Raw genomic sequence first — 13,960 nt, 5'->3', positions numbered from 1 at the left:
GTATTTCTTTGTTGTCTTGAATTTGCTCCTCTGTTCGTGAATCAATAAGCATTGTTAGTATTGGCTTGTCGTTTTGTTCCTGCCTACGTCTACAGAGCTGTAGTATTGAGTTTGCTCACCTGAACAGATGTACTTATTGATGAGCTCAAAGCTGGCCTTAATGTGCTCCAGCTCAGAAAATTGGTAAATGGTGAAGGTGTTAAAATCGGGGAACTCTAATTGCACCGTAGGCTCCTGATCTCTGATTAAAAACGTGAGGCTACCCGCCCGTTTTGCCTTTGCCATTTTGCCCACCATTTTCTTAAATTCGGTGGCCATAAATTCCCTTTTCTCCTCCTCCTGCCTCACTATTGCCTGTGCCCATTGCACCGTTAGTTCAGATGGCATAATTCTGGTGGTTTGCGGCCAGCTCCAGATCTGGAGCTGGCCAGGTGGATGGATTAGAATGGTAAGTCGTCGCTTTCTGCCTCGGCAGGGAAAGGTACTGCTGCCGTAGTGGCCGCTGGCCTTGCCGTTTGGGGTGCTTGTCCAGCAGCCACTGGCCGCTCATCATGTGGAGAGCTTCCTAATGAGATATTAGCGATCTGGATTTTAATGGCACCATAGGCTTTGCCATCTTTCTCATACGTCCGAACCGATGGTTTACCCTCCACCAGAATCTCGCGGCCTTTTGTTAGCCAGCTTGCGATCTTGAAAAAGCGTTCTTGTTCGGTGGTGCAATCGTAGAAAGTTACCCGCTCTACTTTTGTGCCCTCGCTGTTTTTGTAGCTCTCATCGATGGCCAGGCTAAAGGCTAAAAATTTCTTTCCCTGATAGTCGTGAATGACAGCATCTTTGCCGATTCGGCCAATGGCCTGGATTTGGTTTAATTTCATTCTGGTGTTATTTGAAAAGTGAGATTTGCTTTTGTTCTTCCAGTTGAGCCCGTAGCTCATCTAGTTCTTTGGCCTGGCTCTTGCAGAGCTCCACGGTGGCCAGGATGTGCTCCCGTAGGGCTTGGGCTTGTGCGGATGTTACAATGGCTTTCATAAATCCGGCCTGAATGCAGCCGGTTAGCTTCCCGGTTGGCTGGAGTGCGTTTGTGATAGCATCCAGTGCTGGCGTTACTCGTGCCTTTGCCATCGGTTTAGGCCTCTATTAGTTGGCTTTCTACCTCTTTATATTCCGTTACGCTGCCCTCTGTGATGCCTTGCACGATCTGGAGTACCTTCATTAGCATGTCCATATTTTGACAGTTAGCTAATTGCCTTGATAATGTTAGGATTATGTCCCGGCTGGCCAGGTAAAGCTCACGCTCCTCCGGTTTTAGATCGGCCAATATTCGGCCCCGGCTTTTGTCAGCAGCTTCCTGAAGTTTGCTCTTAATTGGCTGGCTGGCCAGCAGTAAAAGAGCGATTTCCTGGAGGAATGTGCTCACCGCTAATTTTTGTTTACTCGTGTCCATACGGATTAAATTTTGCTGGTTTGGCGAATTGATTTATTGAGTTGTCCAGGAGTCTGAACAGGGGATTGATAAGCAGGGAGATGAGCATAAAGCTGGCAATGACAATGGCCAGGCAGGCCGAAATAATTACGGCAGGGACTGCCAGCAGGGAACAGGTAAACAGGATTTTGAACATGGGGGTAATTGATTAAAGGATTAAGATTTAAGGCCTGCGTTCATTAGAGCTTTGTCTAGTTCGGCAATGACTGCGAGCAGCTCGGGACTTACTCTTTGTCTCTGGAGTTCTTGCCAGAGTGCCAGCCCAACGGTGAGCGGAATGGTAAAGGGATAGCGTTTGTTAGCGGGTCGTCTTTGCCAGGTAAGAATCTGGAGGGAGTTTAATTTAACTCTCCATTCTAGCAGCAGGAGGATGGCCAGGCTTTCATTTATGGTTTTCCAATTGCTGATATGTCCAGGATCTGGGACAAACAAAACGAGTTGCCTAAACTGCTCTCGGTAGAGCAGGAGTTTAAGTTTCTGCATTTGATTCTAAGGGGTTAGAAGATCCTACCAAACCGTTATAAAAAGGGCTGCTCCTTTGGGCTGGATGCTCATTGCGTAGCCCTTTACAATCTCTAGCAGCGTAGCCAGTTGATAGCTCATTATGATGCCATCGGGAAAGGTTATAAACATTTGACTGCCTTGCCGTTCTGTCTGTGTTCCGTAGAGCTTTAGCTTATGAACCTCTAGGGTTATTCTGGTAAATTCTTCCTGGTTCATGGTTTTTTATTAGGTGCTAAAAAAGATCGCTTGCCTATGGCAGCTTACTGGCTCCAGGTGGAGATTTTTGCTTTTTTTTTCAGGCATCTTTTAGGCGGTTGGTAAGTCTCCCCAGATTAGCCAGGATAGGCCAGTGCTATCTCCCTCCAACAGTAGGCAGTAGCCTTTAATGATTTGCTGGATCTTGTCTAATTCGGTGCCACCGATAAGGCCGTGAGAGATGGCTACGTGGATTTTATCCGGCTTTTGTTGGATCGTTAAACCCTCCAGGTTCAGGCCGTTTAGGCTTTCCGTGATTCGGGCAATTTCAAGAGCTGACATAGTGGAAATAAGTAGGCTGTTAGATTGATTTTAAGACATTTAACCCTATTGCCCCTATTTGAAATCAAGCAAAAAAAGATCTCTTAACTACGGCAGCGCATGGGTTTCTGGTGGAGATTTTTACTTTTTCGGCCTTTTTTGGGGCATCTTTTAAGCGGTTGCTGCTTTTGCCCATTTTTTGAGTTGGGCGCTGGATGGCTTGGAGCGATTGATGGCCACCGGCTGGAGAATTTCAACGCTTTTGCAGTGTAAATAAAGCCCTCCCTTTGGCCCCTGGCTTAAATCAGCCTCAATTTTTATAGCGGCTCTACGGCCAAGTTCGCCCCATTTAAAGCCCTTTTTTACCCGATACTTACAAAGGATCTCTGTTTTCTCTGGGTTATTAATTGCGGCCAATAAATCCGAGTGAACAGGCACCGAAAACTCTATTCGTAATCCATCTTCTGCGTTTACTGCTTTGGCTGGATAACTCACCCAGGAATCAAAGGAAAATGTGCCTAATACAGAGCGGTTTATTGGAATTGAAGCCGCTTTTTTTCGGGGTTTAGCTGCTGGCTCTGGAGCTGTGGCTGCTGGAAAAAGTTCTACCTGCATGGCTTTACGTTAGGATTGTGAAACGTGGCTTAAGATTGATCCAACCGTTATAGGCTGGTTAGTTCGACCATTGGAGGCCTGGCCTGGCCGTACTATTCTGGGTGGTGGTGAGAGCACTCCTTTCGGTTCTGGAAATTCATCCTGGCCAATGGTTCCAACTCTATTTTGAGGGCTATAACATCGGTTATCAAATACCTCCACCAGCTTGAGTTTTCGAGTGCTAAACCAGTAGCTTATCTGTGGGTTTCGCTCAAAATAGGACGTTCCATAAAACTCATAGTTCGGTAATTTGATCGGAGAAAAGCCTGGTAATGTGCGGCTTTGGGTTGCGTGTCTTATTTGCCAGTCGATTACACCTAATTGAGCCAGTAGAGCCTCCAGGGTTTCCGCGTAACGGGTTGAAATATCATTTAGAAACGGAATCTGGTGCTTTGGCAGGTAATACTTTAGGGTTGGATCTGTATTGGCATTCAGGTGATAAACAGGATAACACTCTTTAAGGAAATTGAACAGATCCGGCCACTTATACGCTCGCTTCAGGAGTTCTGTATGGAGGTATCTGAGATCTGGAGCCAGGCCTGGAGGGAACATGTCCCGCTCCTCTGGCATGTCGTAAGAATACCAGAGCCAGGGTTTGCCGTTTTTGGCTTTGTATTCGTCGGTGGATTCGTGAAAGAATAGCCGAAATTTGAATAATGATTGCTCTAAATCGGGTTTAAGTGCTGATTTTGAGGACTTTTCGCGCTTCATGGTGGAATTGAGTTTTTTTCTTTCTATAGTATTTAAAGCACTATCCAGCATCCATCGCTTTAACGGTCTATAGATTTACCGTAAGTATTTCTTTAGAGTCTCTATAGAAAGCCCAGGATCAAAAAAATAATTTTTGGGCAATAGTCTAACCGTCAGCCGTTTAGGACTGTTCGGGGCGAAACTGTAAAGGGATTGCTGCCAGGTGCACCAGGCAGGTGATAGATTTTATAACGGTATAGGATATACGTTATCGTTTAGAAGAGAGAGTTTAATGGCCTGGATCATTGCCAGGCCGTTAACACCATACTCAATTCCTAAACTCTTAACCTCATGGCCCTATGCCATTGCAGGCAGTGCAGGAGTCGAACCTACATACACCAGTTTTAGCTGGAGCGCTCCCCGCCGGAGCTGATTGCCTTGACTCATTTGTGGCTTTTTTGATGGCCACAAAGTGCATGATGAGAGCCGAACTCACGGCTACAAATCGGGCACTTAAACTGTTTAACAGTGGGTAGCCCCTGGCTAATCGGCTGGCCTGCAAGTTGCTTTGCCAGCCATTCCAGTACGGGCTCTTTGGCCATGCTGGCCTTTACTATGATGGCCTGGAGAGCTACCCTCTGTTTATGTTCGTTCCCTATATCGGAGAGCCCACTTTGCAGCTTACTCTCCATCTCTGCCAGTGCCGCAACTCGTGACACTAGGCAGCTAGTTTTAAATGTCTGAAATAGATGGGGCTATATTCCCGACTACGCAAAAGCACGTACTGGATTCGTGCCTTTTTAATCAGTTCCAACAGCGGTACTTTGGCCGCGTTATTCGTTTCCACGATTTTAAGCAAACCATCTAAGTGATTCTTTGCTTTCTCGTACTCTTGGCCTAATTCGTCAATGGAAAGCGCAGCAATCTGTTCCCGACTTAGGTAGTATTGTTGAAACATGTTAAAAGGGATTTTAAAATTACTCGACTGTTTCTAGCGCTGGCAGCGCTGGCCAGGTTAGTGAATCAAAATTTTCTTGACTCCACCACGGCATAAAACGCACCATGCAGGTGCGAACCCAGGAAGGAATATTTACTAGCGTAATCTTCTCATTTTTAAGGATTGAGCGTTCAAAAGTCGTAAACAACTCTAACCTCATCAATTCAGCTCTAAAATTATTCCAGCGTTCCTTATCATATTTTTTTAGAAAATGATAGTGTGGATCAATACGCTCGTTCATAGGCTTTTTTAACCGTTTACAAACATTTCTTTGTATTTACCTTTATTTGTTGCAAGATTTGTTACAAGAATTGTAGCAGACCTTGTATTAATTACAAGGCAAATATAAAGAGTTCTTTAATTTAAAAACAAAGTTCTCTTTAAATATATTTCTTTAGTTTTCATTAATTACACTTAACGACTTGTAATGCAATGATTTACCCAATTAAAGATCGAATTGAAGAACTCTTGAAAGAAAAGAAGGAGACTAAGAAGGCCCTTTATGAGTTTTTAGGTATGACAGCTCCGGGCTTTGATTACATGGTAAAACATAGCTCGTATACAGCCAGTAGATTAGAGCAAATTGCCGAGTTTTTTGAGATGACTGTTGATCAATTTAGAGGAGTTAGCCAAACAGAAACAAAAAAGGTAATAAGCTCGGAATCATTCGGCAATCAAGTTGCAGACCGGCTACTTGAAGAATTTGCAAAACTTCGTGAGCAACTTGCTATAAAAGACCGCCAGTTAGAAGCAGCAGACAAAAGAGCTGAAGGTTTACAGCGTACTATTGACGCTCTTATTAGTCGGCCAGTTACGCCATCCGGAAATTTTCTTAACGACGTAGCTGCACGCCGGTCTGTTATTCGTATGCATCCTGCAACTCAACTATTGGTTGAGACAACAGGAGCTGTTGCTTAAAAAGAGGGGAGACCCTTTTTTTGCTCGCGACGCGGTTACAGATGCGGTTACGTCGAAATTCGTCATAGAGCTGTTAGCTCCGTGACTCGGTTAAAATGAGACTGTTATAGATTTTTAGAGGGGAGGGGTTCCAATGCCTCGCTCTCTGCTGAAAGGTTTTTTAACTCATTGACTAGTACCGAGCCGCACCCCCAAAAGTGCGGCTATTTTTGTTTAAAGCCACATTTTCCGCCTTCACTGCATTTCCATGCGGTTTTAACTCGGTAGCGCGCTGGGTTACATTTAGCACCTCGGTTACATAGGCATCATTTTGGTATAGCGACCACCTGAGGGTGCACAGCTCGCTTACCATGTACCATATTAACAGAATGTGCGTTCTTTTCTGGTTTCGTAAATCCACCACGAATAATCAATTACTCACCGACATTAAAAAAGTACCCACCTCTAATGATAACAACCTGGAAGACTCACAAGGCTTTATCCAAATGCAAGTCACCTATAATGCTGAATGTGATGAATTTGGATCTCCACATATTGAATGTTGAGAATTCCAATGGGACCCGAGAACCAAACGTTTAAGGGAAAATCTATTTGGGCTCAAGAGCAGAATAAAAAGCTCAATGGGGTGGCCCGGTTTTGACGGACAGTTGAGTTGCTTAACTTAGCTGTACCATGACCAAAAAGCACAACCCGGCAAAGCCACGCCGAAAGTACGATTATGAGTTTAAAAATGAAGCCGTTCGCCTAGTGACTATTGGGCAACGGAGTGTCCCCGATGTGGCCCGTGCCCTGGATATTTCAGAAAATATCCTGTATCGTTGGAAAGGGCATGGTAAACCGAATGACCCCCAAAATGGTGTCTCTCAACAAGAATACGACCAACTTCGTCGAACCGAACAAGAACGCGATATATTAAAATCAGTATACAGCGCGCACGCTGTTGAATAGTAGGGCAAACGCATGAATGCTAAGAAATGATCTTCTTTAAATATGTCAGATCAAACGATGCCTTCACGCGCCGTTTTTGTAAGCTTAGGCGGTCTGTTTGCTGAGTCAATAACTGCAAAGCTAACTTGCGAAGTGTAGAGAGATTTTCAGGACCATTTCCCCGACGTACCCGGCTGGCATCCTCGGTAAAAGTCACGTCCAGATGCCAGTGCAAGTGGTTCTCTATGCTCCAATGACCACGAGCCAATTTGCTGTAATACAATGGATTTAACTCTAATTCGTCGCTGATATAGTACCGAACTTCCCCTTGCCGTTTGCCCCCTACATGCCGGCTAGCTTCGATCTACACTATAGTTTGCAAGCCTGGCCATTGCTCAATAAAGCAGTTGTCAAGCACTTGAGCAGCCACTAGGATACGACACCGGCGTTGTTCAAAACGAGCACGATCATAACACCATTCCTCTTCTGCGCTGAGCCCGGCATTGGCTTTGAAAGCGCACTGGACTTCTTCCCACAGGGTTTCCTGACGGTTGGCCGCTGCCATTGCTTTTGAGAGCCAATAGATAGTGGTCGCGTTGCTTAATAATTTACTGAACAACAGCCGTTTGACAGCCGATGGCATCAATCGTAACAATAGCTTCTTCGCTGTCGATTCGTTGAATCAGTGGTAGCAGCACATCGATCTCATTGCTCTTATCCTCTATCCGTTGTTGGCCAATACAGAGTCGATTCTCAGCCACCCAAGCATTGACGATCCAGAGGCCTTCAGTGCCTTTGCTGCGAGGGGCAGCCCCGCGTAACTTTTTACCATCCAGACAGAGCTGTTTTTGGGCTAACAGATCCAAAATAGCTTTACCATGTTGCTCCAGGCATGAGCGAAGCCTATCTGGATCAAGGAGTTGGAAAACTCTATTGAATGTATCATGAGAGGGGATACCGCCTGAAAGGTCAATCAGCTCAGGCAGTTGGGGGGCGCGAGTTTGGGCGAAAATTACCATGTCTTGGTAGTCTTGTCCATTGCTAAGTAGGGTACAAAGACCGGTGAGTAGAAGGTCAGCCAGTCGATAGGAACATTTGCCCGGCTGGCGGAAGTCTTCGATTTGAAGGAAAAAGTGGCGAATAGATTGGCTCATAGGCCAAAGCTATCAACTAAGTGTCATTTGTTAGCCTTCATGCGTTTGCCCTAGTTGAATAGCCACTACAACTTATCTCCCCATTAGAAGCTCTACCTTTGGCCGACTTTCTGAACCAAGCCTCCCGCTTTTACTGGTACCTAACCGAGTCCTTCCTTAAAATCTGGGCTGGAGCGCACGATGCCTTTTCTTCTTGAAAAGCATTTGGTGAATGAATTGGTGATCGCTTCGGCGAATCCCGTACAGAAAACTCTTACAGTCCCAGTGCGCTCCTAGAAGTCACTAACCTCTACTGTACTATGGGAAACAGTCAAGCATCCTTTACCATTATCCATGCTCATGCCGCTGGCATTGACGTGGACTCACGCAGTCATCTGGTGGCCTAACCACAACAAAGACAACGTTCGCGAATTTGGCGTTTACACCAAAGACCATCAGCAACTTATTGACTATTTTCGTCAACACGGCATCACTACGATCGCTATGGAAAGTACCGGCAGCTACTGGCAAACCTTGTTCAATGCTCTTCAGCAGGCTGGCTTTGAGGTGCTGCTAGTGGGCGGTAGCCAGACCAAAAATGTGAAAGGGCGCAAAACCGATGTCATCGACTGCATTTGGATTCAAAAACTTCACTCATTGGGTTTGCTATCAGGCAGTTTGCTGCTAAGTGACACTTTTCAACAGCTACGAACTTACTATTACCATCGTCAGCATCTGGTTCAGCAGTCGGCTCGCTACTCCAGTAAGATGCAGAAGGCGCTCCGGCTAATGAATATCCGATTGGATGTGGTGCTGAGTGATATCACCGGTCAATCAGGCATGGCTGTTATTGAAGCCATCTTGGCTGGGCATCGGGACGCTGATGAGTTGGTATCGCGGGTGGGTGATCGGTTCAAAAAGTCTCGTCAGGAGATTGCTGATGCTCTACAAGGCTGGTGGCGGCCGGAGTTGCTGTTCGAGTTAGAGGCCTCGCTGGATTTTTATCGGCTTTACGAAAGCAAGATTAAAGAATGCGACCGGGTCATCGAAACGTTTTTGGTCAAATATGCTCCCCAAATTGAAGTAAGGGCAGAGCAACAGAAGCAATTAAAAACTCATCGCAAGCGAGCGAGTAAACATGCTCCAGGATTTAATCTCTCGCAGTTAGTTTATCAGTATTTCCGAACCGACCTGTTTGCCGTATCCGGCGTCAGCTATAATACGGTGCTATGCTTGCTGACCAGCCTAGGTCATGATATTCATAAATTTCCCAATGCCAAGAGTTTTGCCTGTTGGCTGGGCCTAGTGCCCAATAATAAAGTCAGCGGAGGAAAAGTCATCAGTAATCGTAGGCCTTCGGGTCGCAATACGATTGCCAAGGCCTTGCGCCATGCGGCCAATTCAATTGGCAACCAGAAAGACCATGAGCTAACACTTTTCTTTAAGCGCATTGCCTTCAAGAAAGGTCGGATTGCTGCCATTATCGCCACGGCGCGTAAGTTGGCGGTTATCATCTGGAATATGATTAGTAAAGGGGCGGCCTATCAAAAAGAGCGAGTGGCGCTCAATCAGGAAAAGCAGCGTGGCCTTAAGTTGAGGCACTTAGACAAGAAACTGCATGCTCTTCAATTAACCCAGGAAGAGTTAAAAAAGCTATTCTCAAAGCACTCGTTATCAGTGACGTAGCATCCAGTTGTACAGAAAAAGCCTTAGCCATTTTCAGTCGCATGACTTGACATTGACTTATCAACTTGTGGCCGAGTTGGCAGGTGATTTCCCCATAGAACGACTCTGTAATACGCTTGGTATTAGGCGAAGCGCCTATTACGCCTATCAGAGCGGACAAAGCTATCAACTGACTGAAGGGAAAGAAAAATTACGGCAAGCAATGCTCACTAGTTTTACAGATCATCGTCGGCGGTATGGAAGTAGACGGTTGTTAACTGAACTACAGGAGCAGGGCTTTGAAGTAGGGCGTCACCAGCTTAGGCGACTTATGCAAGCCGAAGGGCTACGAGCCATTCAGCCCCGTAGCTTTATTCCACGCACTACGGACATACGGATAGCTGGCACAATGGGCCCTTTAGCCCCAACTTGTTATTGGAAATGGAGTCTCCTACAGCACCGGGTAAAGTCCTAGTTGGTGACATTACGTATATCCCACTGGCGGGCAGTGAGTGGGTTTATCTGGCCGCCTGGATGGATTTGTTCAGCCGCAAGATCAAAGGGTGGTCTGTGGCAGACAATATGGAAGAAGAGTTGGTGCACAGTGCCTTACGGAAAGCGATTAACTCTAATCAATTAACAGCTGGCAGTATTATTCATTCGGATCGGAGTGGCCAGTATGTTGGCAAAGAATTCCGCCAAACTTTAACCGATCATCAATTTAGGCAAAGTATGAGCCGACCTGATGATCTCTATGATAATGCATTTATGGAGTCCTGCTGGTCGCGTTTAAAAGCCGAACTAATTGAAAATGGCGTATTCTGGTTCTTAGAAGATGCCAGAATAGAATTGTTCGATTATATTGAATGCTATTACAATCGTAAACGGCGACATTCGTCGCTGGGCAATATAAGCCCTGAGCAATTTGAACAGAATTACTATTTAAATTTAAATCAAAACTTGCTTACTTGACTGTCCGGATAAATAGGACCATCCCACACACCAACTTTAACTAACAGACTTCTTACTTCAACCTCAATCTTTTTTAATCATGTCAGCCTTTGAAGATAAAGTAAAGAATTTGAAAGAGAGGCTAAACAAGGGCCATCTTAGTCAGTCCGAGTACGAACTTTTGCTGCAAAAATTAAGAGACAAGGAAAAGGATGATGAAAGGCCTCGAACGTTTTCAAGTTGGTTTGAAAGGCGAAAGTATTAATTTTTATGCCAAACGAATCCGTTAAGCCCGCAACGCAGCAGCCAAGCCAACAGGCTCCCAGGCCGGTTGATCAGCCTCGTCCACGCACGGACACCAGTCGACAGGAGCAACGAAACGATCCGCGCCCAGTAGAACGGCGTACCAAATAATTCTGAACCTATCCACACATGGCTAAAACACACAAACCTGTAAAGTCAACCAGGGAAACTAAAGCTGGGTAGCTTAATCAAAAAGAAGAGCGACCCAAGCCCCAGACCAATCGACCCACCCATCGATATAAAGACGATCAAAACAAAGGTGACAACAAAAGCACTACCGAATAGATGGTCATCCCAACAGCGGGCATGAAAATCATCAGTTTGGTCGAGTTGTTGAATATCGCTAGTCGTACTTTATTCGCTTCTGAGTTGTGATGGATTCGGCAATTGTAGTTCTCCAATTCACCTAAGTACAAATAAACAGTGGATAGGCTGATCGTTTTGCTTTTTTCCTTGATTTGATCCGTAAAGAACTTATCCTGGTAAAGATCTTGAGGGTAACTTCCAATTGGCTGATAGGATGTCGGTAATACAATCCGAACAAATCGGTAAAGCACAAAGAATGTGTACAGGCAGCAGCAGAAGACCGTAAAAAGCTTTGGGCTAAAGACGCCTTGGGGGTCATGGTTAGCGAAAAAATAAGCGGTAAGGGCTGTCAGCAGTGTGGCGGTTAAGCTGATAAAGGAAATGGACTTAGTAGTTGTGGCATCGAAGTTCTTTATACCATCATCCAGCCGCTTTTCGGCCTGGGCGAAAATAAACTTCAGATCATCCAGCGAAACGTTCTTTTGGTTTTCCAGATCGGCTTGCCAATCCTCCCGTATAGGTTCCTGAATAGGGGCTTCGACGTTCATGATGAAAAGTTTTTCTAAAGATGCAATAGATCAAAATTAAATGACAATCCTTTAATGTTCATACCCAAAAGACAAGTTTTACGCTTCTCTTCTTCCTTCCATCTAAATCTTACTATGCCATGAAACAACTCTTTACCTTCCTCTTATTAATTTCCATTTACTCTGTTAAGGCGCAGAGGAATTATGTAGCAAACACGTCTAATTCTGATACGCCTGGCTTTGAAAATACCTTAGTTGGCACTGGTGCTGGATCTACCAATTTATTGGGTTCAGATAATAGCTTTTTTGGATTTAATGCAGGGTTTAAGGCTGGTCCAGGTTCTAACAATACGCTTATTGGAAGTTATTCTGGTACAAGTAATAAGTTTGGTTCCTCGAATACATTTGTTGGAAGTTTTGCTGGGGCAATGAATGAAGTTGGAGGCAATAATGTCATTATTGGTGATGGTGCCGGATACAGAAATGATGGAAATTCTAATACATTCATTGGTAATAATTCTGGGTACAATACTACCATCGGTAGTTATAATATATTTCATGGCCATGGGGCTGGTTCCAACAATACTACAGGCTCCCACAATATTATCATTGGTCCCAATGCAGGAACCAACATCACCACAGGAGACGATAACATACTGATGGGCTACAACAGCCAGGCAGAAGATGGCCTCCACAATGCCACAGCTATCGGATCTGGTTCACACGTCGCTATCAGTAACGCCCTAATACTGGGAAATAACGCTAATGTCGGTATCGGTACATCAGCGCCCACAAACCGATTAGAAGTCGTCAGCGAAACCCCCAATGCCAGCGGCCTAACCCTATCCAATCTAACCGCTTCCAGTCCTGCGACTCAGTCAACCGACCAGTTCCTATCCGTCAATGAAAAAGGGGAGGTTGTCAAAGCTCGGTATCAGTTACGTATAAGCAATCCGTCAGAGTGGAGTGATAAGGTGTTTATGCCAGGCTACCGATTGACACCCCTAGCCGAGGTAAAGAAATACATTGATGCAAATCAACATTTACCAGGCGTACCCTCGGCCGAGCAGGTGGCGAAAGATGGCGTTGACCTGGTTAAGATGAATGCGAAGCTACTTGAGAAAGTGGAGGAGTTGACGCTGCATCAGATCAAGCAGGAAAAGACGATTGAAGAGATGAAGGTTGAAATTGAGGAGTTGAAACGATTGATTAAGAAATAACCACGCCATGAAGCAACTCTACCCAGAAGAAAAAGCTATTGAATCAATAAGCTTGTCTAAACCATCCTCACCAAGTTATTTACTTTTCCACTGGCCGAACTAGTACTACCTCAACTGCACAAAATGGTAATACTAATCTAAGTTGCGTGATTGCTTGGACTGATATAAGCCTCGTCAATAGCGTAGGCTAGCACGAATAGGAAGACTTTCAACAGAAACCCTTTTACAGTGACAGCATGAATCTTGCGAGGAAAAAGCGTCTCGATCTGACTGATGACCGTCTCGATAGGTTTACGAAAATATTTCTTGAGAAATCGTTGCCAAGCTTCATCGGGTCGTTTTGAATTACGCTTACGATGAATTAGCAGGGTAACTTGTTCGCAATCAGCGTACAGCTCCTCCTGCTCATAGTCGGTGTAGCCGCTGTCCCCGTATAGCATACTACCCGCTGGTAAATCAAGCTGCATCGATTGGAAGGCTGTACTGTCGTGGAAACTACCTGCGCTAACATAGTAATTCACTGGTTGACCAGCCGCCGTCGTGATAAGCTGGACTTTAAAACCATAGAAATACTCCTTTTTAGCCTGATTGTAGCCATGATAAGCCTTGCCCTTTAGCAGCTTACAAACAGGAATACGGCAATTGCGGCAGACAGCCACTGGGAAAGAATCAATGATATAGCGAGCAGAGGTATTAAGCTCTTTTAGGGCTAGGCCTAATGCCCTGAAGACAACCAGCAAGGTGTTTTCTAATCGATGCAGTCGGCGATTGAAGCCAGATTTATCAATCATTTGGCAACCCATATGGTGTTGCATATAGTCACAAGCCGTGGTTTGATTACCATAGAAGAACAGGGCTGCCATCAGGGCGGTGGTAGCTACCTCAGCATCATTGAGTTTACAATGAGGGTCTGTTTTTAGGCCCATAATTTGAAACATATCATCAAGTAGGCAGTAAATTGCCAGTGCCTTGTCAGTCATGTGAGTGATCGTTTAAAGTGTAAGCTACTCTAAAACGACCTCACTGGCGGACGGGGTTCATATCTCGCAACTTGGATTAATACTAATATCCAGAGCCAGCGATCTAACACTGGATCATAGTGATTTTGTCCTTACCCCATTTGGTGAGCCAGTTTTGACTGGAATTTAAGCCGCCTGCCGGTATTC

General features: G+C 45.2%; 24 protein-coding genes. 8 read left to right on the top strand and 16 right to left on the bottom strand.

Annotated features, from left to right (window positions below; translation table 11 throughout):
* Nucleotides 1-54 precede the first annotated feature (54 nt).
* The 10 genes from ACYVGR_RS14615 to ACYVGR_RS14570 all read right to left on the bottom strand — a co-directional run bounded on the left by ACYVGR_RS14615 (nt 55) and on the right by ACYVGR_RS14570 (nt 3,868).
* Nucleotides 55-387, bottom strand: coding sequence for a hypothetical protein (locus ACYVGR_RS14615; RefSeq protein ID WP_460957855.1), 333 nt, complete (start codon nt 385-387; stop codon nt 55-57).
* A gap of 53 nt (nt 388-440) precedes the next feature.
* Entirely contained in the window at nt 441-875 is a 435-nt protein-coding gene (locus ACYVGR_RS14610) for a single-stranded DNA-binding protein (protein WP_460957853.1), read from the bottom strand.
* A 7-nt stretch (nt 876-882) separates the two neighbouring features.
* Complete coding sequence (locus ACYVGR_RS14605; RefSeq protein WP_460957851.1) at nt 883-1,122, bottom strand: hypothetical protein; 240 nt, start codon at nt 1,120-1,122, stop codon at nt 883-885.
* A gap of 4 nt (nt 1,123-1,126) precedes the next feature.
* Entirely contained in the window at nt 1,127-1,444 is a 318-nt protein-coding gene (locus ACYVGR_RS14600) for a hypothetical protein (RefSeq protein ID WP_460957849.1), read from the bottom strand.
* On the bottom strand, nt 1,431-1,619 hold the full coding sequence (locus ACYVGR_RS14595) for a hypothetical protein (RefSeq protein WP_460957847.1): 189 nt from the start codon (nt 1,617-1,619) through the stop codon (nt 1,431-1,433). Before ACYVGR_RS14595 ends, ACYVGR_RS14600 begins: the two co-directional genes overlap by 14 nt.
* A gap of 20 nt (nt 1,620-1,639) precedes the next feature.
* On the bottom strand, nt 1,640-1,966 hold the full coding sequence (locus tag ACYVGR_RS14590) for a hypothetical protein (RefSeq protein ID WP_460957845.1): 327 nt from the start codon (nt 1,964-1,966) through the stop codon (nt 1,640-1,642).
* Between the two features lie 24 nt (nt 1,967-1,990).
* Complete coding sequence (locus tag ACYVGR_RS14585; RefSeq protein WP_460957843.1) at nt 1,991-2,203, bottom strand: hypothetical protein; 213 nt, start codon at nt 2,201-2,203, stop codon at nt 1,991-1,993.
* A gap of 90 nt (nt 2,204-2,293) precedes the next feature.
* Nucleotides 2,294-2,524 carry a hypothetical protein gene (locus ACYVGR_RS14580; protein WP_460957841.1) on the bottom strand — a complete coding sequence of 77 codons (231 nt, stop codon included), beginning with the start codon at nt 2,522-2,524 and terminating at the stop codon, nt 2,294-2,296.
* 150 nt (nt 2,525-2,674) lie between these two features.
* The gene (locus ACYVGR_RS14575; RefSeq protein ID WP_460957839.1) at nt 2,675-3,118 is read right to left on the bottom strand and encodes a hypothetical protein; all 444 of its coding nucleotides are present in this window, start codon (nt 3,116-3,118) and stop codon (nt 2,675-2,677) included.
* Nucleotides 3,119-3,127: 9 nt separating this feature from the next.
* Complete coding sequence (locus ACYVGR_RS14570) at nt 3,128-3,868, bottom strand: hypothetical protein (RefSeq protein WP_460957837.1); 741 nt, start codon at nt 3,866-3,868, stop codon at nt 3,128-3,130.
* A 338-nt stretch (nt 3,869-4,206) separates the two neighbouring features.
* Here ACYVGR_RS14570 and ACYVGR_RS14565 point away from each other — a divergent pair, with 338 nt between their 5' ends.
* Entirely contained in the window at nt 4,207-4,383 is a 177-nt protein-coding gene (locus ACYVGR_RS14565) for a hypothetical protein (RefSeq protein WP_460957835.1), read from the top strand.
* A gap of 182 nt (nt 4,384-4,565) precedes the next feature.
* Here the strand turns inward: ACYVGR_RS14565 and ACYVGR_RS14560 are convergent, their stop codons facing one another.
* Together ACYVGR_RS14560 and ACYVGR_RS14555 are read right to left on the bottom strand one after the other, a co-directional pair.
* Nucleotides 4,566-4,805, bottom strand: coding sequence for a hypothetical protein (locus tag ACYVGR_RS14560; RefSeq protein ID WP_460957833.1), 240 nt, complete (start codon nt 4,803-4,805; stop codon nt 4,566-4,568).
* Nucleotides 4,806-4,824: 19 nt separating this feature from the next.
* A complete protein-coding gene (locus ACYVGR_RS14555) occupies nt 4,825-5,085 on the bottom strand; it encodes a hypothetical protein (RefSeq protein ID WP_460957831.1) in 261 nt (86 codons plus the stop codon).
* A gap of 191 nt (nt 5,086-5,276) precedes the next feature.
* Between ACYVGR_RS14555 and ACYVGR_RS14550 the strand changes: the two genes are divergently transcribed.
* Both ACYVGR_RS14550 and ACYVGR_RS14545 read left to right on the top strand, forming a co-directional pair.
* Complete coding sequence (locus ACYVGR_RS14550) at nt 5,277-5,762, top strand: hypothetical protein (RefSeq protein ID WP_460957829.1); 486 nt, start codon at nt 5,277-5,279, stop codon at nt 5,760-5,762.
* 672 nt (nt 5,763-6,434) lie between these two features.
* A complete protein-coding gene (locus ACYVGR_RS14545; protein WP_460957827.1) occupies nt 6,435-6,710 on the top strand; it encodes a transposase in 276 nt (91 codons plus the stop codon).
* A gap of 19 nt (nt 6,711-6,729) precedes the next feature.
* Here the strand turns inward: ACYVGR_RS14545 and ACYVGR_RS14540 are convergent, their stop codons facing one another.
* Nucleotides 6,730-7,053 carry an ISAs1 family transposase gene (locus tag ACYVGR_RS14540; RefSeq protein ID WP_460957925.1) on the bottom strand — a complete coding sequence of 108 codons (324 nt, stop codon included), beginning with the start codon at nt 7,051-7,053 and terminating at the stop codon, nt 6,730-6,732.
* A gap of 244 nt (nt 7,054-7,297) precedes the next feature.
* Nucleotides 7,298-7,843, bottom strand: coding sequence for an ISAs1 family transposase (locus tag ACYVGR_RS14535; protein ID WP_460957825.1), 546 nt, complete (start codon nt 7,841-7,843; stop codon nt 7,298-7,300).
* Between the two features lie 333 nt (nt 7,844-8,176).
* Between ACYVGR_RS14535 and ACYVGR_RS14530 the strand changes: the two genes are divergently transcribed.
* The 4 genes from ACYVGR_RS14530 (at nt 8,177) to ACYVGR_RS14515 (ending at nt 10,852) form a co-directional block, all read left to right on the top strand.
* Nucleotides 8,177-9,508 (top strand): IS110 family RNA-guided transposase, encoded by a 1,332-nt coding sequence (locus ACYVGR_RS14530; protein WP_460957823.1) that lies wholly within the window; start codon nt 8,177-8,179, stop codon nt 9,506-9,508.
* Nucleotides 9,509-9,560: 52 nt separating this feature from the next.
* Entirely contained in the window at nt 9,561-9,962 is a 402-nt protein-coding gene (locus tag ACYVGR_RS14525; RefSeq protein ID WP_460957821.1) for an IS3 family transposase, read from the top strand.
* Complete coding sequence (locus ACYVGR_RS14520; protein WP_460957819.1) at nt 9,929-10,459, top strand: IS3 family transposase; 531 nt, start codon at nt 9,929-9,931, stop codon at nt 10,457-10,459. Before ACYVGR_RS14525 ends, ACYVGR_RS14520 begins: the two co-directional genes overlap by 34 nt.
* A gap of 249 nt (nt 10,460-10,708) precedes the next feature.
* Complete coding sequence (locus ACYVGR_RS14515) at nt 10,709-10,852, top strand: hypothetical protein (RefSeq protein ID WP_460957817.1); 144 nt, start codon at nt 10,709-10,711, stop codon at nt 10,850-10,852.
* A 137-nt stretch (nt 10,853-10,989) separates the two neighbouring features.
* Here the strand turns inward: ACYVGR_RS14515 and ACYVGR_RS14510 are convergent, their stop codons facing one another.
* Nucleotides 10,990-11,595: a hypothetical protein gene (locus ACYVGR_RS14510; RefSeq protein WP_460957815.1), complete on the bottom strand. Its 606-nt coding sequence runs from the start codon at nt 11,593-11,595 to the stop codon at nt 10,990-10,992.
* A gap of 119 nt (nt 11,596-11,714) precedes the next feature.
* Here ACYVGR_RS14510 and ACYVGR_RS14505 point away from each other — a divergent pair, with 119 nt between their 5' ends.
* Entirely contained in the window at nt 11,715-12,794 is a 1,080-nt protein-coding gene (locus ACYVGR_RS14505; RefSeq protein WP_460957814.1) for a hypothetical protein, read from the top strand.
* Between the two features lie 137 nt (nt 12,795-12,931).
* Here ACYVGR_RS14505 and ACYVGR_RS14500 read toward each other — a convergent pair whose 3' ends face one another.
* Nucleotides 12,932-13,774 (bottom strand): IS982 family transposase, encoded by an 843-nt coding sequence (locus tag ACYVGR_RS14500; protein ID WP_460957812.1) that lies wholly within the window; start codon nt 13,772-13,774, stop codon nt 12,932-12,934.
* Nucleotides 13,775-13,960: the final 186 nt, after the last annotated feature.

Source organism: Spirosoma litoris, assembly GCF_054776755.1.
Note: the sequence above shows the minus strand (reverse complement) of the source record. Positions and strands in the feature narration are given on the sequence as shown.